15 protein-coding genes are annotated in these 20,230 nt (G+C 71.3%); 11 read left to right on the plus strand and 4 right to left on the minus strand.

What is annotated here, in order from left to right:
• The first annotated feature begins 26 nt into the window (after positions 1-26).
• The gene (locus AB0L95_RS19215; RefSeq protein ID WP_365162852.1) at positions 27-1,445 is read left to right on the plus strand and encodes an FAD-dependent oxidoreductase; all 1,419 of its coding nucleotides are present in this window, start codon (positions 27-29) and stop codon (positions 1,443-1,445) included.
• 58 nt (positions 1,446-1,503) lie between these two features.
• On the opposite strand, the gene AB0L95_RS19220 is transcribed toward AB0L95_RS19215, so the two are convergent.
• Both AB0L95_RS19220 and gabT read right to left on the minus strand, forming a co-directional pair.
• Positions 1,504-2,208, minus strand: coding sequence for a phosphatase PAP2 family protein (locus AB0L95_RS19220; RefSeq protein ID WP_365162853.1), 705 nt, complete (start codon positions 2,206-2,208; stop codon positions 1,504-1,506).
• A gap of 486 nt (positions 2,209-2,694) precedes the next feature.
• Positions 2,695-4,029, minus strand: coding sequence for a 4-aminobutyrate--2-oxoglutarate transaminase (gabT, locus tag AB0L95_RS19225; protein ID WP_365162854.1), 1,335 nt, complete (start codon positions 4,027-4,029; stop codon positions 2,695-2,697).
• A gap of 316 nt (positions 4,030-4,345) precedes the next feature.
• Between gabT and AB0L95_RS19230 the strand changes: the two genes are divergently transcribed.
• The 3 genes from AB0L95_RS19230 (at position 4,346) to AB0L95_RS19240 (ending at position 9,954) form a co-directional block, all read left to right on the plus strand.
• Positions 4,346-6,484 carry an ATP-binding protein gene (locus AB0L95_RS19230; RefSeq protein ID WP_365162855.1) on the plus strand — a complete coding sequence of 713 codons (2,139 nt, stop codon included), beginning with the start codon at positions 4,346-4,348 and terminating at the stop codon, positions 6,482-6,484.
• A 212-nt stretch (positions 6,485-6,696) separates the two neighbouring features.
• Positions 6,697-8,364 (plus strand): PucR family transcriptional regulator, encoded by a 1,668-nt coding sequence (locus AB0L95_RS19235; RefSeq protein WP_365162873.1) that lies wholly within the window; start codon positions 6,697-6,699, stop codon positions 8,362-8,364.
• 144 nt (positions 8,365-8,508) lie between these two features.
• Complete coding sequence (locus AB0L95_RS19240; protein ID WP_365162856.1) at positions 8,509-9,954, plus strand: aldehyde dehydrogenase family protein; 1,446 nt, start codon at positions 8,509-8,511, stop codon at positions 9,952-9,954.
• Between the two features lie 69 nt (positions 9,955-10,023).
• Here AB0L95_RS19240 and AB0L95_RS19245 read toward each other — a convergent pair whose 3' ends face one another.
• Positions 10,024-10,629: a helix-turn-helix domain-containing protein gene (locus AB0L95_RS19245; protein WP_365162857.1), complete on the minus strand. Its 606-nt coding sequence runs from the start codon at positions 10,627-10,629 to the stop codon at positions 10,024-10,026.
• Between the two features lie 146 nt (positions 10,630-10,775).
• Here AB0L95_RS19245 and AB0L95_RS19250 point away from each other — a divergent pair, with 146 nt between their 5' ends.
• The 4 genes from AB0L95_RS19250 (at position 10,776) to AB0L95_RS19265 (ending at position 16,614) form a co-directional block, all read left to right on the plus strand.
• Positions 10,776-11,927 (plus strand): NAD(P)/FAD-dependent oxidoreductase, encoded by a 1,152-nt coding sequence (locus tag AB0L95_RS19250; protein WP_365162858.1) that lies wholly within the window; start codon positions 10,776-10,778, stop codon positions 11,925-11,927.
• Between the two features lie 210 nt (positions 11,928-12,137).
• On the plus strand, positions 12,138-13,082 hold the full coding sequence (locus AB0L95_RS19255) for a hypothetical protein (protein WP_365162859.1): 945 nt from the start codon (positions 12,138-12,140) through the stop codon (positions 13,080-13,082).
• 131 nt (positions 13,083-13,213) lie between these two features.
• A complete protein-coding gene (locus tag AB0L95_RS19260) occupies positions 13,214-14,344 on the plus strand; it encodes an FAD-dependent monooxygenase (RefSeq protein ID WP_365162860.1) in 1,131 nt (376 codons plus the stop codon).
• 323 nt (positions 14,345-14,667) lie between these two features.
• Positions 14,668-16,614 carry an acyl-CoA dehydrogenase family protein gene (locus AB0L95_RS19265; RefSeq protein WP_365162861.1) on the plus strand — a complete coding sequence of 649 codons (1,947 nt, stop codon included), beginning with the start codon at positions 14,668-14,670 and terminating at the stop codon, positions 16,612-16,614.
• 70 nt (positions 16,615-16,684) lie between these two features.
• On the opposite strand, the gene AB0L95_RS19270 is transcribed toward AB0L95_RS19265, so the two are convergent.
• On the minus strand, positions 16,685-17,104 hold the full coding sequence (locus AB0L95_RS19270; RefSeq protein WP_365162862.1) for a hypothetical protein: 420 nt from the start codon (positions 17,102-17,104) through the stop codon (positions 16,685-16,687).
• Positions 17,105-17,303: 199 nt separating this feature from the next.
• Here AB0L95_RS19270 and dxr point away from each other — a divergent pair, with 199 nt between their 5' ends.
• The 3 genes from dxr to AB0L95_RS19285 form a co-directional block, all read left to right on the plus strand.
• Complete coding sequence (gene dxr / locus AB0L95_RS19275) at positions 17,304-18,560, plus strand: 1-deoxy-D-xylulose-5-phosphate reductoisomerase (protein ID WP_365162863.1); 1,257 nt, start codon at positions 17,304-17,306, stop codon at positions 18,558-18,560.
• Positions 18,557-19,861 (plus strand): site-2 protease family protein, encoded by a 1,305-nt coding sequence (locus tag AB0L95_RS19280; RefSeq protein ID WP_365162864.1) that lies wholly within the window; start codon positions 18,557-18,559, stop codon positions 19,859-19,861. Before dxr ends, AB0L95_RS19280 begins: the two co-directional genes overlap by 4 nt.
• 169 nt (positions 19,862-20,030) lie before the next feature.
• Positions 20,031-20,230 (plus strand): flavodoxin-dependent (E)-4-hydroxy-3-methylbut-2-enyl-diphosphate synthase (locus tag AB0L95_RS19285; RefSeq protein ID WP_030422095.1); only part of this gene is annotated, 200 nt, incomplete at its 3' end.

Below are 20,230 nucleotides of genomic sequence, written 5' to 3' on the forward strand. Positions count from 1 at the left end.
CATTGCACTGGTAGGGAGTTGAAATCATGGCCCCGAGCGCCATGACCCGTTGGACCACGTCACTTTCCGAAGCACAGCCGGTCCCGTACTGGCTGGAAGACCCCGGCAAGCCCCACCTCGAGCCCGCCCTCACCGGCACCGAGACCTGCGACCTGCTGGTCGTAGGCGGCGGCTACAGCGGACTGTGGACCGCGCTCATCGCCAAGGAGCGCGACCCGCAGCGGGATGTGGTGCTGGTGGAGGGCCGCGAGGCGGGCTGGGCCGCCTCGGGCCGCAACGGCGGCTTCTGCGCTGCCTCCCTCACTCATGGACTCGCCAATGGTCTGGCCCGCTGGCCGGACGACATCCACAAACTGGAGGAGCTCGGCGCCCGCAACCTGGACGAGATCGAGAAGGCCGTCGCCCGCCACGATCTCGACTGCGACTTCGAGCGCACCGGCGAGATCGACGTGGCGACCGAGACGTACCAGGCGTGGGAACTGCGGGACTGGTACGACGAGATGCAGCGCAAGGGCCTGGCCGGGGGCACCGAGTTCCTGGACGCGGACGCGGTACGGGAGCAGGTCGACTCACCGACCTTCCTCGCCGGGCTGTACGACCGCAGGGGCGTGGCCATGGTCCATCCGGCCAAGCTCGCCTGGGGCCTCAAGCGCGCCTGCCTGCGGCTGGGCGTGCGGATCTACGAGCACACGCCCGCGCTCACCCTGCGGCCGTACGGTGCCGGCATGGCCGTACGCACCCCGTACGGACAGGTCCGCGCGCGCCGGGTCGCGCTCGGCACCAACATCTTCCCGAGCCTGGTGCGGCGCGTGCGCTCGTACACCATCCCGGTCTACGACTACGCGCTGATGACCGAGCCGCTCACCGACGAGCAGCTGGCGTCCATCGGCTGGAAGAACCGCCAGGGGCTCGGGGACTCGGCGAACCAGTTCCACTACTTCCGGCTCTCGGCCGACAACCGCATCCTGTGGGGCGGTTACGACGCCATCTACCCGTACGGCAAGCGGGTGCGCGCCGAGTACGACGACCGCCCGGAGACGTATGCCAAGCTCGCGGGGCACTTCTTCACCTGCTTCCCGCAGCTGGAGGGCGTCCGCTTCACCCACGCGTGGGGCGGCGCGATCGACACCTGCTCGCGCTTCTCGGCGTTCTTCGGGACGGCCCATCAGGGGAAGGTGGCGTACGCGGCCGGGTACACGGGGCTCGGTGTCGGTGCCACCCGCTTCGGCGCGGACGTGATGCTGGACCTGCTGGCGGGGGAGCGCACGGAACGGACCGAGCTGGCGATGGTCCGCAAGAAGCCGCTGCCCTTCCCGCCCGAGCCCTTCGCCTGGACGGGCATCGCGCTCACCAAGTGGTCGCTGGCCCGGGCCGACGCCCACGGCGGACGGCGCAACCTCTGGCTGAAGACGATGGACCGGCTGGGGCTGGGCTTCGACAGCTGACCCGTCTCCGGCGGGCGGCCGCGCCCGCCGGAGGTCTGGACCACTGGTTGATCACCCCCTAGGCCGCCGGGGACCGAGGACGGCCGCCTGGGTCGAGCAGCGGGCCGAGGACGAGCCGCAGCGCGCACAGCAGCACCGCGCACAGACACCAACTGCCCGCCACGTCAAGGGGCCAGTGGTAGCCGTGGCGGACCAGGCCGAAAGCGACGGCGAGGTTGAGGGCCGCGCAGAGGGCGAGAAGTCCGCGACGGGCGTACCCGGTGGTCAGCCACGGCCACAGCACCAGCGCCGCCGCGCCGTAGGCGATCGCCGCCGTGGCGGTGTGCCCCGAGGGATAGAAGCCCGTCGCCGGGCCCATGACGGGCGGGCCCGGCCGGGCGATCAGCTCCTTCAGTGGCACGATCAGCGCGGGCAGGGCCGCCGTCAGCGCGGCCGCGGCGAGGGGCGGCAGCCACCATCGGTACGCCCCCGCCCGCCGGGCCCGCCAGGCCGCCCAGCAGAGGGCCAGGACCAGGACGGGGACGGCGACCGCGATGTTGCCCAGGTCCGCGAGCAGCCCCGAGACCTGGTCCGGACGGACGACGTCCCGGTCGATCCGCTGGTCCGCCCGCGCGAGCGGCCCATGGGCGACGACCTGCCAGGTGATCAGGAGAAAGAGCAGCCCCGCGACGGCCAGGACGACGGCCGGCCACACCGGAACGGACGGCCGGCTGCGGGGCGGGCAAGGTGCGGGCCTGGGGTCCTGCGCTGGGGAGGGCGACACCGGGACAGCTTCGCAGGGACGGCTTGCGCTCGATGCACCTGGGGTTCTCGGCGTGGAAGCAGGTCGGCCGCCCTGGAACAGGGGGGAGGTTCCGAGGCGGCCGTCCGGATCGGGGTGCCGCCCGCCCCGGGGGGTGTGGGGCGTGCGGCCGTCCGATCGGTGATCCGGAACTGGAGGCTCCGGGTGTGTGCGCGAGGGCACGACCAGGTCGAAGCTGGGGAGGCCCCGGCCCGATGCCGTCCACAGTCCCCTGTGGACGGGTGTATCTCTCATCTGCTGAGAAACCTACGGCAGGGAAAACCGCTCCGACAGCCGGAATCGCGTCTTGCCATCCACCTCCCACACCTTCTTCACACGCTCTGACCGCCGCCGCCCCGACCCCGGAATCCTGACGGAGGAACGGGGTCGGGGCGGCGGGGGCGGATGAGGTGCTCGGCCGGTGTCCGGGACGCGGTCTCACCGCGCCCGGCGAGGCGTCCGGCAGGATCAGATGCGGGCGAACGCCTGCTCGATGATGTCGAGGCCCTCGTTCAGCAGGTCCTGGCCGATCACCAGCGGGGGCAGGAAGCGCAGCACGTTGCCGTAGGTGCCACAGGTCAGGACCAGCAGGCCCTCCTGGTGGCAGGCCTTGGCCAGCGCGGCGGTCGCCTCCGGGTTCGGCTCCTTGGTGGCGCGGTCCTTGACCAGCTCGATCGCGATCATCGCGCCACGGCCGCGGATGTCGCCGATCACGTCGAACTTCTCGGCCATCGCCGTCAGGCGGGCCTTCATGGTCTCCTCGATCTCCTTCGCCCGGGCGTTGAGATCGAACTCCTTCATCGTCTCGATCGCGCCGAGCGCACCCGCGCAGGCGACCGGGTTGCCGCCGTAGGTGCCGCCCAGGCCGCCCGCGTGCGCGGCGTCCATGATCTCCGCGCGGCCGGTCACGGCGGCCAGCGGCAGACCGCCGGCGATGCCCTTGGCGGTGGTGATCAGGTCCGGGACGATGCCCTCGTCCTCGCACGCGAACCACTGGCCGGTGCGGCAGAAACCGGACTGGATCTCGTCGGCGACGAAGACGATGCCGTTGTCGGTGGCGAACTGGCGCAGCGCGGGCAGGAAGCCCTTCGCCGGCTCGATGAAGCCGCCCTCGCCGAGCACCGGCTCGATGATGATCGCGGCCACGTTGTCGGCGCCGACCTGCTTGGTGATCTGGTCGATGGCCTGGGCGGCGGCCTCGGGGCCGCAGTTGTCCGGACCGGTCGGCCAGCGGTAGGCGTACGCCATCGGCATGCGGTAGACCTCGGGCGCGAACGGGCCGAAACCGTGCTTGTACGGCATGTTCTTGGCGGTGAGGGCCATCGTCAGGTTCGTCCGGCCGTGGTAGCCGTGGTCGAAGACCACGACCGCCTGGCGCTTGGTGTACGCACGGGCGATCTTGACGGCGTTCTCGACGGCCTCGGCGCCCGAGTTGAACAGCGCGGACTTCTTGGCGTGGTCACCCGGCGTGAGCTCGGCCAGCGCCTCGGCGACGGCCACGTAGCTCTCGTACGGCGTGACCATGAAACAGGTGTGGGTGAAGTCCGCGAGCTGGGCGGAGGCGCGGCGGACGACGGCCTCGGCGGAGGCGCCGACCGAGGTCACGGCGATACCGGAGCCGAAGTCGATCAGGCGGTTGCCGTCGACGTCCTCGATGATCCCGCCGCCGGCGCGCGCGGTGAAGACCGGCAGCACGGAGCCCACGCCCTGAGCGACCACGGCGGTACGGCGGGCCTGCAGCTCCTGCGACTTCGGGCCGGGGATGGCGGTGACGACGCGACGCTCCTGCGGAAGTGCGGTCATGGGGGCTCCCTGATGATCGTGCGAACCGAACCGGACGTGGTGGTGCACCGGTGTTCCGGTGAACGGGGGTTCCGGGCGGGGTGTTTTTCGGACGCTTGCCTTCTTTTCTCGCAGGCTAGAGGCGGTGGTGGGGGGTGGGCATGCTCCATGTGGGCGCCTTGCGCGCCGCTGCTTGTCCGCCGTGGACATAGCGGTGGACACGACGGAGCGGGACGCATCACCGCAGGCCCGGCGCCGTATGCGGTGAACTCCCCGTGGAGCGCGTTAGATTGACTCGCTGATGGTGGACGGTGCGGCTGGTCAGGGGGCAACGGCGATGGACAGCGACGGGACGCAGGACGCCCGGGACACACGGGCCACTCCCGTGCCGCGTCCGGCGGGGCCGCTGGAGCGCCCGGGAAGCCCACAGGTGCCGCCCAGGCCCACCGTGGCGCCGGGGATGCCTCCTCTGCCCGACGGTACCGCCTTCCTCGCCTGGGTGCGGGCCCCAAGGCCCCAGGCCGCCCCTGGTGTCTGGCGCTTCGGCCACCGGCCCCGCCCGGACCAGGAGCCCGAGCAGATCCCGGCCCGGCAGCTGCTGAGCGGCGCGCTGATCGCGTTCCTGGTCGGCTGGCTGCTGTGGTCGCTGCTGTCCAACGGCTACCTCGGCGACTGGTGGATCCTGCCCCTGTATCTGCTGACCCCGGACTCCTGGCGGCAGAGCGGCGACCACAGCGAGTTCTTCAACCTGCTTCTCTGGGACGGCTACGACCTTCTCATCGTGGTCGGGATCATGCTGGCGGTGGGCCGGCTGGGCCGCTGGGGCGAGGTCTGGCGCCGCTTCCTGGCGCCCCGCCTGAGGCGCGGCGAGCCCGAGCCGCCCCCGCCCGCCCCCGAGGACGACCCCGCGCAATGGAACCAGCTCCGCGCCGCGGGCGCCCACGACGCCGCCGACCGGCTCGCCGCCGAGGCGCGCGCCGGGCTCATGCGGGACGTCGACCACGCCCGGATCACCCGCGCCTGGCAGGGCGTCCTGCACGGCCGGCACGGTCTGGCCACTTTCACCGGCACGGTCCTCAAGGACGGCGCCGCCTCCTGTCTGCACCCGTCCGGGGAGCGCGACCTGCCCGCCCGGCTCGCCCGGCACGACCTGATGACCGGCCAGGTACGCCTCGGCACCACCGTCGACGACCCGCGCAACCCCTACGGCTACCGGGGCACCGGACTCGCCCTCGGCCCCGAACTGCTGGGCACCTCCCTGGTCGCCGTCGGGCCCGCCGGCTCCGGCAAGACCGGCTCGGTGGTGTGGCCGCTCGCCGAGTCGCTGTGCCTGCACGCCCTCGCCGGGCGGGCCGCCGTGGTCGTCGTCGGCGCGGCCGGGGCCGGACTCGGACCGGCGGACGCCTACGACGTCGTCGTCCGCATCGGCCATCCCGAATCGGTGTACGACCTGGACCTGTACGGCGGGACCACCGACCCGGACGAGGCGGCGGCCGTGCTGGCCGAGGCCCTCGTGGGGGACCTCGCCGAGCCGCAGCACGGCGGGGACAGCCGCCGCTCGGCCACCGTGCTCGCCCAGCTCCTCGGGCCGTATCTGGCCGTCCACGGCCGCTTCCCGTCGGTGCCCGAGCTGCGGCAGCTCCTCGACGGCACGCCCGGCCCGCTCGCGGCCCTGCGCAAGGCGCTGGGGGACACCGGGCAGGAGTCGCTGCTGCGAGAGCTGGACGCACGGGAGCGGCAGGCACGGAACCCCGGTGATGTGGGCGGTGTCCTCGCCGACCGGCTCGCCCTGCTCGACCGGCCCGCCTTCGCGTCCTTCTTCGACACCTCGGGACGGACCCGGCCCTTCTCGCTGCGCGCCCTGGACCACCCGGTGCGGGTCCGTATCGACCTGCCCGAGCGCGGTCACGCCGACGCCTCGCGGATCCTGGCGCGGCTGGTGCTCGCCCAGTTCACGGCCAGCGTCGCGGTGCGCGAGGACCGCTCGCTGTTCGCGTGCCTGATGCTCGACGACGCGACCGCAGTGGTGACCCCGGAGGCCGTCCGGGGCATCCAGCGGCTGCGGTCCGCGAACGCCGGGATCGTGCTCACCCTGCGCACCCTCGACGATGTGCCCCGGCCGCTGCGCGGACCGCTGCTCGGCGCCACCGGGTGCCGGATGGCGCTGTCCGGGCTCACCCCCTGGGACGGGCAGGACTTCGCCGAGGTGTGGGGCAAGGAGTGGATCGAGGCCAGGGACGTCACCGACCGGCAGATCATCGCGGAGACCCCCGCGGGCAAGGCCCTGCACATGCTGCGCCGTGTGATCACCGGGCGGGCGCCGACCGCGCGCGCCGTGACCGTCCGCCAGGTCGAGCGCGAGCGCTGGTCCGCGTCGGAACTGGCGCACGCGGTGCCCCCGGGGCACGCGGTGCTGTCCCTGACCACCGTGCAGGGCGAGCACGCTCCGCCGCTCCTGGTGAACCTGCGCGGCTGAGGTTCTTGCGCGGGGTGTCCGGAAATCCCGGGCAGGAGGACCGGTTATACGGGCACGGCCGGACCGTACGGTGAGGCAGAATCGACACAGGTCGTTCATACGAGGCGGCCAAAGCATCACCAGGCTCACACCGTCCGTGCCCCTCGCGGAATCCGTGCAGGACTCCGTCACGGATCCCGTGAGGACTCCCGTCCGTGCAGACCGAAGGCCCCATGCCCCTCACGCTCGCCTCGCTCGTCCACCACTCCGCGCTCAAGCTGACCGTGCGCGCGGGCGAGGACCGTCTCGACGTCCCCGTCCGCTGGGCCCACGTCAGCGAACTCGCCGACCCCGTGCCCTACATGGAGGGCGGGGAGCTGCTGCTGATCACGGCGCTGAAACTGGACGCCGACGACCCGGCGGCCATGCGGCGCTATGTGAAGCGGCTGGCGGGCGCGGGCGTCGTCGGCCTCGGGTTCGCCGTCGGCGTCAACTACGACGAGATCCCCGAGGCGCTCCTCGACGCGGCGCGGGAGGAGGGGCTGCCGCTCCTGGAGGTGCCCCGGCGCACCCCCTTCCTCGCTATCAGCAAGGCCGTCTCCGCCGCCATCGCCGCCGACCAGTACCGGGCCGTGACCGCGGGGTTCGCCGCCCAGCGGGAGCTGACCCGGCAGACCCTCAGCGACGGCCCCGAGGGGCTGCTCGCCGCGCTGGCCCAGCAGGTCGACGGCTGGGCCGCGCTCTACGACGCGTCCGGCGCCGTCGTCGCGGCGGCGCCCGAGTGGGCGGGGCGGCGCGCCGCCCGGCTGACCGCCGATGTGGAGCGGCTGCGGGAGCGGCCCGCGCCCGCGAGTTCCGTGGTCGGCGGGCCGAGCGGCGAGGACCGGGTCGAGCTGCACTCCCTGGGCACCGGACGCCGCCCCCGGGCCGCGCTCGCCGTGGGGACGGCCGCCGCCCTGGGCACCGCCGAGCGGTACGCGGTCCACTCCGCCATCGCCCTGCTGACCCTGACCACCGAGCGCTCCCGGTCCCTGCACGCCGCCGAGCAGCGCATCGGCACCGCCGTGCTGCGGATGCTGCTCGCCGGTGAGCCCGACCATGCGCGGGCGGTGGCCGGGGACCTGTACGGCACGCTGCTGGACGCGCCGTTCCGGCTGATCCTCGCCGAGTCGGCGTCCGCGTCCGCGGCCCGGGCGCACGCCGACGGCCACGCGCGCGTGGCGCCCGCGCCCCCGGCCGCGGCGTCGCTCGCCGCGGCCGGGACGGACGGCGATCCGCTGGACGGGCTCGTGGAGACCGTGGAGTCCGCCGCCGCGCGCTCCGGGGAGTCCGTCCTCGTCGTACCCGACGGGGAGCGGCTGGTCGTGCTCGCCGGGGACGGCGGCGCGGCCGTCGCCGCGTGCCAGAGTTACGCGCTGGCGGTGCAGGCGGCCCGGGCCGCGACCCGGGATCAGCCGGCCGCCGACGAGGACGAGCTGGTGGTGGGGGTGTCGGCGCCCGCCGGTCCGATCGCCGCGGCGGCCGCGTACAAGCAGGCCGAACAGGCCCTGTCGGTGGCCCGGCGGCGCGGCCGGTCGCTGGTCGAGCACGAGGAGCTGGCCGCCGGATCGGTGGTGCCGCTGCTCCAGGACGACGCGGTACGCGCCTTCGCGGACGGTCTGCTGCGCGCGCTGCGCGAGCATGACGCGACGGGCCGGGGAGATCTCGTGGCCTCGCTGCGGGCCTGGCTGTCCCGGCACGGCCAGTGGGACGCGGCGGCGGCCGACCTCGGCGTCCACCGCCACACCCTGCGGTACCGCATGCGACGCGTCGAGGAAATCCTCGGACGTTCGCTCGACGATCCGGACGTACGGATGGAACTGTGGCTGGCGCTGAAGGCGACGGCGTCGGCGGGGGAGTGACGACCGCCCGACCGTGGCTGTACAACCCGTACTGGATCGGCCCGGTACTGCTACTCCACGGACAAACGACCCTTCGCCGCTCCGGCCCTACCGTGGAGCACGAACGTGCAGCACAACCCATCTCCGAAGGGCCGGGACCCGACCATGACCTCCACCCACGCCTTCTGGCTCGCCGGTCGCCAGGCCACCGGTGAGACCGCCTTCGATGTCTCCTCCCCGTGGGACGGCCGGCTGGTCGCCAAGGTCAGCGTGCCGACCGAGGCCCACGTCGAGGAGGCCGTGGCCGCTGCGTACGCCGTGCGCGACGAGTTCGCCGCCACCCCGGCCCATGTGCGCGCTGCCGCCCTCGACCATGTCTCGAAGCGGCTGGCCGAGCGGTCCGAGGAGATCGCGCAGCTGATCTCCGCCGAGAACGGCAAGCCCATCAAGTGGGCCCGGGGCGAGGTCGGCCGTGCCGTCTCCGTCTTCCGTTTCGCGGCCGAGGAGGCCCGCCGCTTCAACGGCGGCGAGGCCCAGCGTCTGGACACTGACGCGGGCGGTCAGGGCCGCCTCGCGCTGACCCGCCGCTTCCCCAAGGGCGTCGTCCTCGGTATCGCGCCGTTCAACTTCCCGCTGAACCTGTGTGCCCACAAGGTCGCCCCCGCGATCGCCGTCGGCGCCCCGATCATCCTCAAGCCGGCCCCCGCCACCCCGCTGTCCGGCCTGATCATCGGCGACCTGCTGGCCGAGACCGAGCTGCCCGCCGGTTCCTGGTCGATCCTCCCGGTCACCAACGACCGGATGCCCGCCCTGGTCCAGGACGAGCGACTGCCGGTCATCTCCTTCACGGGCTCCGACAAGGTCGGCTACGCGATCATGGACTCGGTGCCGCGCAAGCACTGCACCCTGGAGCTGGGCGGCAACGGCGCGGCCGTCGTCCTCGGCGACTACGCGAGCGACGCGGACCTGGACTGGGCCGCCACCCGCATCGCCGCCTTCTCCAACTACCAGGGCGGCCAGTCCTGCATCTCCGTGCAGCGGGTGATCGCCGACGCCGCTGTCTACGACCGGCTGCTGCCGCGCATCGTCGCCGCCGTCGAGGCCCAGGTCACCGGCGACCCCTCCGACGATGCCACGGACGTCGGCCCGCTCGTCAGCGAGGACGCGGCCAAGCGCGTGGAGTCCTGGGTCGACGAGGCCGTGGGCGCGGGCGCGAAGCTCCTGACCGGCGGCAAGCGGGACGGGGCCTCGTACGCGCCGACCGTCCTGACCGAGGTGCCGGCCGAGGTGACCCTCTCCTGCGAGGAGGTCTTCGGCCCGGTCCTCACCGTGCAGAAGACGGACGGCGAGGCGGCGGCGTTCGCGGCCGTCAACGACTCCAAGTACGGCCTCCAGGCGGGCGTGTTCACGCACGACCTCCAGGTCGCCTTCCGCGCCCACCGGGCCCTTGAGGTCGGCGGTGTCGTCATCGGTGACGTGCCCTCCTACCGTGCCGACCAGATGCCGTACGGCGGCGTCAAGCAGTCCGGTGTCGGACGCGAGGGCGTGAAGTTCGCGATGGACGACTACACCTACGAGCGTGTGCTGGTCCTGACGGGTCTGGCTCTCTGAGCCACCCCGCACGCCGACGGCCGGAGCCCGCTGTGCGGGGGCTCCGGCCGTCGGCGTACATTCCTGCCTTCAGGCTCCGGGACTGACGCCGTTCCAACCTCGTTCGAGGAGGTCGAAGGCGCGGGCAACCCTTTCGCGGCCGTCGGCACGTCCGTGGGCGGTGCGGGGCGCTTCCAGGACGAAGTGGGCCAGCGCCGCACAGTGCGGATCCTCGGCGGGAGCTCCGGCCGCCTCGGCGATGGCGTGCGCGAGCGCGGTTTCGTGGCGCAGCCACATGCGCTGGGCGTAGTCACGCAAGGCCGGGGTGCTCTCCACGAGTTCGGCGAAGGCGGCGAAGTCCGCGTCGGTGTCCCCGGCGCCGACCCGGTGGCGCAGGGCGTGCTCGCGCAGGGCCGCGAGGACGGACTGGCCCTGGGGCCTGTCGCGCACGGCGGCCAGTAGCCGGGCTTCCTGGTCGGCGTCCTCGTCGAAGACGAGCGCCTCCTTCACGGGGAAGTGCTTGAACAGCGTGGTGGTGGACACATCTGCCGCGTCGGCGATGTCGCGGATACCGACCTGGTCGTAGCCGCGTTCAAGGAAGAGGCGCAGAGCAGCATCGGCCAGGGACTGCCGAGTGGCGGCCTTCTTGCGTTCGCGGCGCCCCATCGGCGCATCCTGCGCGGTCGTCTCGCTCATGCCTCGATCCTACCTCCTTTGGTTGGCCAACTTCAAAAGTTGTGTTGTTGCATTTTTGGATCGGGCGTGCTCTTCTGGAACGGCCGACCGCCTGGCACTGCCAGGCCGCGGCGTTCCCCTTTTCTCCTGCCAAACGGAGCACCACCATGAGCACGTCCACCATGCCCCGCATCGCGGTCATCGGTGCCGGTCCCGGCGGCCTGACCTGCGCCCGCATCCTCCAGCAGCACGGCATCACCGCCACCGTCCACGACCAGGACGCCTCCCGCAGCGCCCGCAACCAGGGCGGCACCCTCGACATGCACCCCGACTCCGGCCAGGACGCCCTGCGCGGAGCCGGACTACTGGAAGACTTCCTGGCACTGGCCCGCCCCGAGGGCCGGCAGATGCGCCTGGTCGGCCGCGACGCACGCGTCCTGTTCGACGCCGTCCCGCCCGAGGCCGACACCGAAGACGGCAACCCGGAGATCGACCGCGGCCAACTCCGCGAACTCCTGCTGGACTCCCTCGAACCCGGCACCGTGCGCTGGAGCCACAGGCTCACCCACGTCGAACCCGTCACCGACGGCGTCCACCGGCTGCACTTCGCCGACGGCACCACCAGCGAGGCCGACCTCGTCATCGGAGCCGACGGCGCCTGGTCGAAAGTCCGCCGCCTGCTCTCCGACGCAACGCCCGTCTACACCGGCGTCACCTTCGTCGAAACCGGTCTCGACCACGCCGACACCCGCCACCCCGAACTCGCCTCCCTCACCGGCGACGGCACCATGATGGCCCTCGACAACAACCAGGGCTTCATCGCCCAACGCAACAGCCACCAGCACATCCGCGTGTACATCGGCATGCGCACCGACGAGAACTGGCACCGGAAATCCGGCCTCGACCTCGCCGACACCGCCGCCGTACGCGCAGCACTGCTCAAGGAGTTCACCGGCTGGAGCCCCGACCTGCTCGGCTTCATCACCGACACCGACACCGGGTACGTCAACCGGCCGCTGTATGCCCTGCCCGTCCCCCACACCTGGCAGCACACCCCCGGCCTCACGCTGCTGGGCGACGCCGCCCACCTCATGTCGCCGTTCTCCGGCATGGGCGCCAATCTCGCCATGCTCGACGGTGCCGACCTCGCCCGCGCCCTCATCAACGGCACCGGCATCGACGACGCCGTCCGCGCCTACGAGAACCTTCTGCTGCCCCGCTCCAGGGAGGCAGCCGAAGGCGCCGCCGAGGGGATCGCCGGCGCCTTCGCGCCCGACAGCGCCACCCAGACCCTCGCCCACATGACCCAGAACCGCTGACAGCAAGGGCGGAACGGAGCATCCGCGTAGTTCCTACAGGCCGGTTTGCCGGGCCGTTCGGGGGACAGGCCGACCACCTCCGGTGCCGCGCCGCTCAGTCGGGCCAGCTCATGTGCGATCACAGGAGGGCGCTCACGCCGCGCTGGGACAACGGCGTGAGAGCGAACCCCTTTCGGACATGCTCGTGCTGAGCGGACCAGGAGAAGTCAGATGTTCACTGAAGCAGGCAGGATCCTGCGGCGCCGCTGGGCAACGGCGGCGGCAGCGGTGATGACAGGGGCGGCCGGCCTGGCCGCAGTGGCCCCGGCCGTGGCCGCCCAGCACACCGTGGTCGACTGCGACGCCACCCCCACCGCCCTGCAGCCCGCCATCACCGCCGCCTCGCCGGGAGACACCCTGCTGGTGCGAGGAACCTGCACCGGCCCCTTCACGATCGGCAAGGACCTGACCCTGGGGGGCCTCGGTCGCGCGGTGCTCGACGGCAACCAGGCAGGCTCCACCGTGACGGTAGGCAGCGGAGCCCAGGTCCACTTGGACGGTCTGACCATCACGCACGGCAGAGCCGCGCTCCTCGGCGGCGGCATCGACAACCAGGGCACGCTGACGGTGATCGGCTCCACGGTCAGAGACAACACGGCGCCGTCCGGTCCCGGCGGCGGCATCCACAACCAGGGCACGCTGACGGTGATCGGATCGACGGTGAGGGGCAACCATGCACTGGGTGCCGGCGGCGGCATCAACAACAACGGCTCGCTCACCGTGCGTGACTCCGGCGTGTCCGGCAACTCCGGAGACAACGGCGGCGGCATCTTCAACTACCTCGCCGGCCAAACGGGCACGGTGACCCGCTCCGCGGTGCACGACAACACCGCGAGAGTGAACGGCGGGGGCGGCATCGTCAACGCCCAGGGCCAGGTGACGGTCTCCGACTCCGCGGTGTACGGCAACACCGCCCCCTCGGGCGGCGGCATCTGGAACGGAGGAACGCTGACGGTGACCCGCTCCGCGGTGGTGCACAACACCGCGACGGGCGGCACCGGTCACGGCGGCGGCATCTACGAAGCCGGCGGCACCGTGACCCTGCACCGGTCGGCGGTCGGCGCCAACACACCGGACAACTGCGCGCCCGGCAGCATCCCGGGCTGCACCGGCTGAACACCTCGGATCGCGCCGGCCTGTGGGCGACATGCCCCCTTCGGGGCAATGGCGGGTCGTCGCGCCGCAGTCGCCGAGCATGTGCTCGTAGGTGTCCGCATGCCTCTTGGTGAAGCGTGGAAGGTGTCCCGGTGGTCGGAGTGCGCGTGGTGATCGTCGGCGGTGGTATCGGCGGTCTGGCCGCGGCGGTGGCGCTGCGGACCAAGGGCGTCCAGGCGGATGTGTACGAACAGGCTCACCGGCTCGGCGAGGTCGGAGCGGGATTCATGCTCGCGCCCAACAGTCTGCGGGTGCTTGAGCGGCTCGGTCTCTACGACAAGGTCGCCCAGGTCGGGGCGCCGTTCACCGGGCTCGAGATCTGCCAGGCGGACGGCGCCGAGGTGTCCTCGTTGTCGCTCGGCGGAGACGGCGAGTACACCATGTTCGGTATGTACCGCCCGGACATGGTGGACCTGCTGGTCTCGAGTCTTCCGGCCGAGGCGGTGCACCTCAGCCACCGGTGTGTGGCGTTCACGCAGGACGACGACCGTGCCGTGGTGAGGTTCGAGAACGGGGAGACCGCCGAGGGCGATGTCGTGGTCGGCGCCGACGGCATCCATTCGGTGCTCCAGCAGTACGTCGTGGAGCCTCACGACCCGGTGTTCTCCGGTTTTGCCGCCTACCGTGGCGTGATGCCCGCCGAGCGGGTGCCCCACTGGCCCGAGGGCGCGGTGCGGGACTGGAGCGACGGCACCAAGATGCTGCTGGTCTACCCCGTGCACAAGGGCGAGCTGATCAACTTCGTGGCGTTCACCGCGGCCGATGAGCAGATGCGTGAGTCCTGGTCGGCGCCGGGTGACCCACAGCAACTGGCCGCCGATTTCGGCGATGGCTGGGCTCCTCTGGCACGCGAGGTCGTCTCGCAGGTCGACGCGACCTTCCGGTGGGGTATCTACGACCGGGAACCACTGCGGCAATGGTCGAAAGGGCGGCTGGCGCTGCTCGGCGACGCGGCCCATCCGATGCTGCCGCACATGGGGCAGGGCGCCAACCAGGCCATTGAGGACGGCATGGGGCTGGCCACGCTGCTGGAGGGGGTGAGCAGCGCCGACGTGCCCCATGTCCTGGTCCGCTACCAGACACTGCGGCGCGATCGTGCGGCCCGGTTCCAGCAGGGCTCCCGGCTCAACGTGGCACTCAAGGCTGTGGGCAAAGCCCCGGTCTTCGGCATGCCGTGGATGTACGAGTACGACGTCGAGGCCGAGGCCCGCACTCTGCGCTGAGAACGGGCAGGCGGCACGTCATCTGATCGGCCCTCCACTCACACCCGGAAGCCCAAGCTCGTCGAACACGAGGCCCACGCGCACCGTTCCCGCCGCGGTCGACTTGACACCGAGGCGCATGGAGCAGACGTCCGCTGAGGCGAATTCCCCGGCGCATGGCTGCGCGAGGACTGGTGGGGTGCCCCGGATTGGGGTACCAACGATCGAGTAGCACCGGTCAGTAACGTACACCCGCAAGATCGCCGTACGGCCCCCTTGGCCGCCCTGCGGCATCTTGCCCGGTGTACGACCCATCAGCCACGATTCGCGGCGAGGTGAGCCTCATGTCCGCACCAACAGCCCCCACTCCCAAGCCCACCGTCACCGAGCGAGAGGCCCGTCAGGTCGCGGAGGCCGCGCGCGAGCAGCACTGGCGCAAGCCCAGCTTCGCCAAGGAACTCTTCCTCGGCCGTCTCCGGCTGGACCTGATCCACCCCCACCCGATGCCCGCCGAGGAGGACGTCCAGCGCGGCGAGGAGTTCCTCGCCAAGCTGCGCGACTTCTGCGAGACCCAGATAGACGCCGCCCGTATCGAGCGCGAGGCGCGGATCCCCGACGAGACGATCAACGGTCTCAAGGAACTGGGCGCCCTCGGCATGAAGATCGATACGAAGTACGGCGGTCTCGGCCTCACCCAGGTGTACTACAACAAGGCACTCGCCCTGGTGGGCACCGCGAGCCCCGCGATCGGCGCGCTGCTCTCCGCGCATCAGTCGATCGGAGTACCGCAGCCCCTGAAACTGTTCGGGACCCAGGAGCAAAAGGACACGTTCCTGCCACGCTGCGCCCGTACCGACATCTCGGCGTTCCTGCTCACCGAGCCGGACGTCGGCTCCGACCCGGCCCGTCTGGCCACCACGGCCGTGCCGGACGGGGACGACTACGTCCTCGACGGAGTCAAGCTGTGGACCACCAACGGCGTGGTCGCCGACCTGCTCGTCGTCATGGCGCGCGTACCCCGGTCCGAGGGCCACAAGGGCGGGATCACGGCGTTCGTTGTCGAGGCCGCCTCCGAGGGCATCACCGTCGAGAACCGCAACGCCTTCATGGGCCTGCGCGGCCTGGAGAACGGCGTCACCCGCTTCCACCGGGTCCGGGTCCCGGCCACCCACCGGATCGGCCCGGAGGGCGCGGGCCTGAAGATCGCGCTGACCACACTGAACACCGGCCGGCTGTCGCTGCCCGCGATGTGCGTCGGCGCGGGCAAGTGGTGTCTGAAGATCGCCCGGGAGTGGTCGGGAGCCCGCGAACAGTGGGGCAAGCCGGTCGCGCTGCACGAGGCGGTCGGCGCGAAGATCTCCTTCATCGCGGCGACCACCTTCGCCCTGGAGGCCGTGGTCGACCTGTCGTCGCAGATGGCCGACGAGAACCGCAACGACATCCGTATCGAGGCCGCCCTCGCCAAGCTCTTCGGCTCCGAGATGGCCTGTCTCATGGCCGACGAACTGGTCCAGATCCGCGGCGGCCGGGGCTTCGAGACCGCGGAGTCCCTCAAGGCCCGCGGCGAGCGCGCGGTCCCGGCCGAGCAGATGCTGCGCGACCTGCGCATCAACCGCATCTTCGAGGGTTCCACCGAGATCATGCACCTGCTGATCGCCCGGGAGGCCGTGGACGCCCATCTGTCCGTGGCCGGTGATCTGATCGACCCGGACAAGTCCCTGTCCGACAAGGCGAAGGCGGGCGCCAACGCCGGTGTCTTCTACGCCAAATGGCTGCCGAAGCTGCTCGCCGGACAGGGCCAGATCCCGGGCGCCTACGGCGAGTTCCACCAGGACGTCGACCTCTCCGGGCATCTGCGGTTCGTCGAACGCAGCGCCCGAAAGCTTGCCCGGTCCACGTTCTACGGCATGTCCCGCTGGCAGGGCCGCATGGAGACCAAGCAGGGCTTCCTGGGCCGGGTCGTGGACATCGGCGCCGAGCTGTTCGCGATGAGCGCGGTCTGTGTGCGCGCCGAGCATCTGCGCAGGAGCGGAGAGCACGGGCGCGAGGCGTACCAGCTCGCCGACGCCTTCTGCCGGCAGTCCCGGATCCGCGTCGACGAGCTGTTCGGCCGACTGTGGAGCAACACCGACGACCTCGACCGCAAGGTGGTCAAGGGCGTGCTGACCGGTACGTACGAGTGGCTGGAACAGGGGATCGTGGACCCGTCGGGCGAGGGCCCGTGGATCGCGGACGCCCATCCGGGTGAATCCTCCCGCCCGGATGCGCGCAGGAAGATCCCGAAGAGCTGATCCGCTCGCGTACGAGGGACGAAGGCCCGGCCGCTCCGGTGAGGCGGCCGGGCCTTCGCGCAGGCGGGGGTCAGCGCGTGCAGAATCCGAGGCCCCTGAGGGCGTCGTTGATCTGCCTGCCCTGGGCCTCGGTGGTCGTGACGTCCTGGTACGTGAAGCGCTGCGCCGCCGACCGGTCGAGGTCCCGGGCCCGGCCGTTGATGGCGCCGCACTGGTTGCGCGCGGCGTCGACGGCCTTGCCCTCGTACTTCACGACGCCCGGGTTGGCCGCCGCGAGGGCCCGGAGCAGTGCCGCGCGCTCGACGGGGGTCGGCTCGGGCGGGATGCCCGCCGTCCTCGCGGTGGCGCCGGGCGTCCTGTTCACCCGGGTCTTCCGGTGGCTGCCGTGGCCCTTGGTGCCTCCGTGGTGCTTCGGGCTGCTGCTGTGCCCCGAGCAGGCGGCGAGCGCCAGCACGGCTGTCGCCAGGACGGTCAGATGGCGGATGCGCATGGTGTTCCCCCGAAACGCGTGTGGTGTTGAGACACGCGTGTGTTCTTGTGAAACGCGTTGTGAAACGCTTCGTGAAACGCGTGTGGTCGTGAAAGACGCATGTGTCATGAGGGACGACGCGGACATCCGTGCCCGCGGTTCCCACCCTGCTGAGGGACACCCTGTCCTTCCGGTGACCCGGTGCGGCAACAATGGAGGGATGAGCGACAGTCCAGCCCCTCTTGCCGACCCCCATCTCGTCTTCGACCCCGTGGACGGAGTGCGGGACGTCGTGATCCTCGGCTCCACCGGCTCGATCGGCACCCAGGCCATCGACCTCGTGCTGCGCAACCCCGAACGGTTCAAGGTCACCGGGCTCTCCGCCAACGGCGGCCGGGTCGGACTGCTCGCCGAGCAGGCCCACCGGCTGCGTGTGCGCACGGTCGCGGTCGCCCGCGAGGATGTCGTACCGGCCCTGCGCGAGGCCCTGAGCGCCCAGTACGGCCCCGGGGAGCCGATCCCCGAGATCCTCTCCGGCCCCGAGGCGGCCACCCGGCTCGCCACCTCCGACTGCCACACCGTCCTCAACGGCATCACCGGTTCCATCGGCCTCGCGCCCACCCTCGCCGCCCTGGAGGCGGGCCGCACCCTCGCGCTCGCCAACAAGGAGTCGCTCATCGTCGGCGGCCCGCTGGTGAAGGCCCTGGCCAAGCCCGGACAGATCATCCCGGTCGACTCCGAGCACGCCGCGCTCTTCCAGGCCCTCGCCTCCGGCACCCGCGCGGACGTACGCAAGCTCGTCGTCACCGCCTCCGGCGGCCCGTTCCGCGGCCGCAGCCGGGCCGAGCTGGCCCATGTCACGCCGCAGGACGCGCTCGCCCACCCCACCTGGGCCATGGGCCCGGTGATCACGATCAACTCCGCGACCCTGGTGAACAAGGGCCTCGAAGTGATCGAGGCCCATCTGCTCTACGACATTCCCTTCGATCGCATTGAGGTGGTCGTCCATCCCCAGTCGTATGTCCACTCGATGGTGGAGTTCACGGATGGATCGACGCTGGCGCAGGCGACGCCCCCCGATATGCGGGGGCCGATCGCCATCGGCCTCGGCTGGCCCGAGCGGGTGCCCGACGCGGCCCCTGCCTTCGACTGGACCAGGGCCTCGACCTGGGAATTCTTCCCGCTGGACAACGAGGCGTTCCCCTCGGTCGGACTCGCCCGGCACGTGGGAGAGCTCGCGGGCACGGCCCCGGCGGTGTTCAATGCGGCCAATGAGGAGTGCGTCGACGCGTTCCTGAACGGCGCACTGCCGTATCTCGGGATCATGGAGACGGTGACACGGGTGGTGGAGGAGCACGGCACCCCCCGTACGGGAACTTCCCTCACCGTCGCGGACGTCCTCGAAGCAGAGACCTGGGCGCGTGCCCGGGCAAGAGAACTGACGGCGCGGACGGCAACTGCGGAGGCTCGTGCATGACGACCCTGATGATGATCCTCGGCATAGTCGTCTTCGTGCTCGGACTGCTGATCTCGATCGCCTGGCACGAGCTGGGGCATCTGTCGACGGCCAAGCTCTTCGGCATCCGGGTGCCCCAGTACATGGTCGGGTTCGGCCCGACCGTCTGGTCACGCAAGAAGGGCGAGACCGAGTACGGCATCAAGGCAGTCCCGCTCGGCGGCTACATCCGCATGATCGGCATGTTCCCGCCGGGCCCGGACGGCCGGATCGAGGCCCGTTCCACCTCGCCGTGGCGCGGGATGATCGAGGACGCCCGGGCGCAGTCCTTCGAGGAACTGCTGCCGGGCGACGAGGACCGCCTCTTCTACACGCGCAAGCCGTGGAAGCGGGTCATCGTCATGTTCGCGGGCCCCTTCATGAATCTGGTGCTCGCCGTGGCGGTATTCCTCGGCGTGATGATGACCTTCGGCGTCCAGACCCAGACCACCACGGTCTCCAAGGTCTCCGACTGCGTCATCCAGCAGAGCGAGAACCGCACGAAGTGCGAGAAGGGCGACGCGGCCACGCCCGCCCAGGCCGCCGGCCTCAAGCCCGGGGACAAGATCGTCCGCTTCGACGGCAAGGACGTGACGGACTGGTCCACCCTCCAGAACGACATCCGCGCCAACCCCGGCAAGGACGTCACGCTCACCGTCGAGCGCAAGGGGCAGCAGGTCGACCTGCACACCCACCTGATCAAGAACCAGGTCAGCAAGACGGACGGCAACGGCGGCTATGTCGAGGGCAAGTACGTCTACGCCGGCTTCCTCGGCTTCACACCGGCCACCGGCATCGTCCCCCAGTCCCTCGGCCAGTCCGCGCAGCGCATGGGCGACATGATGCAGAACGGCGTGGAGTCCCTGGTCTCCCTGCCCGGCAAGATCCCCGGCCTGTGGGACGCGGCCTTCGGCAACGCCCCGCGCCAGCCGGACTCCCCGATGGGCGTCGTCGGCGCGGCCCGTGTCGGCGGCGAGGTGTTCACCCTGGACATCCCGGCGTCCCAGCAGATCGCGATGATGCTGCTGCTCGTCGCGGGCTTCAACCTCTCCCTGTTCCTGTTCAACATGCTCCCGCTGCTCCCGCTGGACGGCGGACACATCGCGGGCGCCCTGTGGGAGTCGCTGCGCCGCGCCGTGGCCAGGGTGCTGCGCCGCCCCGACCCGGGCCCCTTCGATGTGGCGAAGCTGATGCCGGTGGCGTACGTGGTGGCCGGGATCTTTATTTGCTTCACCTTGCTCGTCCTGGTCGCCGACGTGGTTAACCCGGTGAAAATCTCCTAGCCACACGGCGTTGGCGGCGGCCGGGGAGACTCTCTTCCCGGCCGCCGCCCTTTGGGTGGGTTTAACGGGCGGTGATGTGCTGCCGTCCACGCGCGTGGCGTAATCTCGGGGCTTGGAGCCCGCCGATTCGGGACCGGACCTTGATCCACAATTTGGGGTTGCACAGCAGATGACTGCGATTTCACTCGGCATGCCGTCCGTTCCGACCAAGCTCGCCGAGCGCCGGAAGAGCCGGCAGATCCAGGTCGGATCTGTTGCGGTGGGCGGAGACGCGCCGGTGTCGGTGCAGTCGATGACGACGACGCGTACGTCGGACATCGGTGCCACGTTGCAGCAGATCGCGGAGCTGACGGCGTCCGGCTGCCAGAT

The sequence above is a fragment of the Streptomyces sp. NPDC052036 genome (genome assembly GCF_040680495.1).
GTDB lineage: Bacteria > Actinomycetota > Actinomycetes > Streptomycetales > Streptomycetaceae > Streptomyces.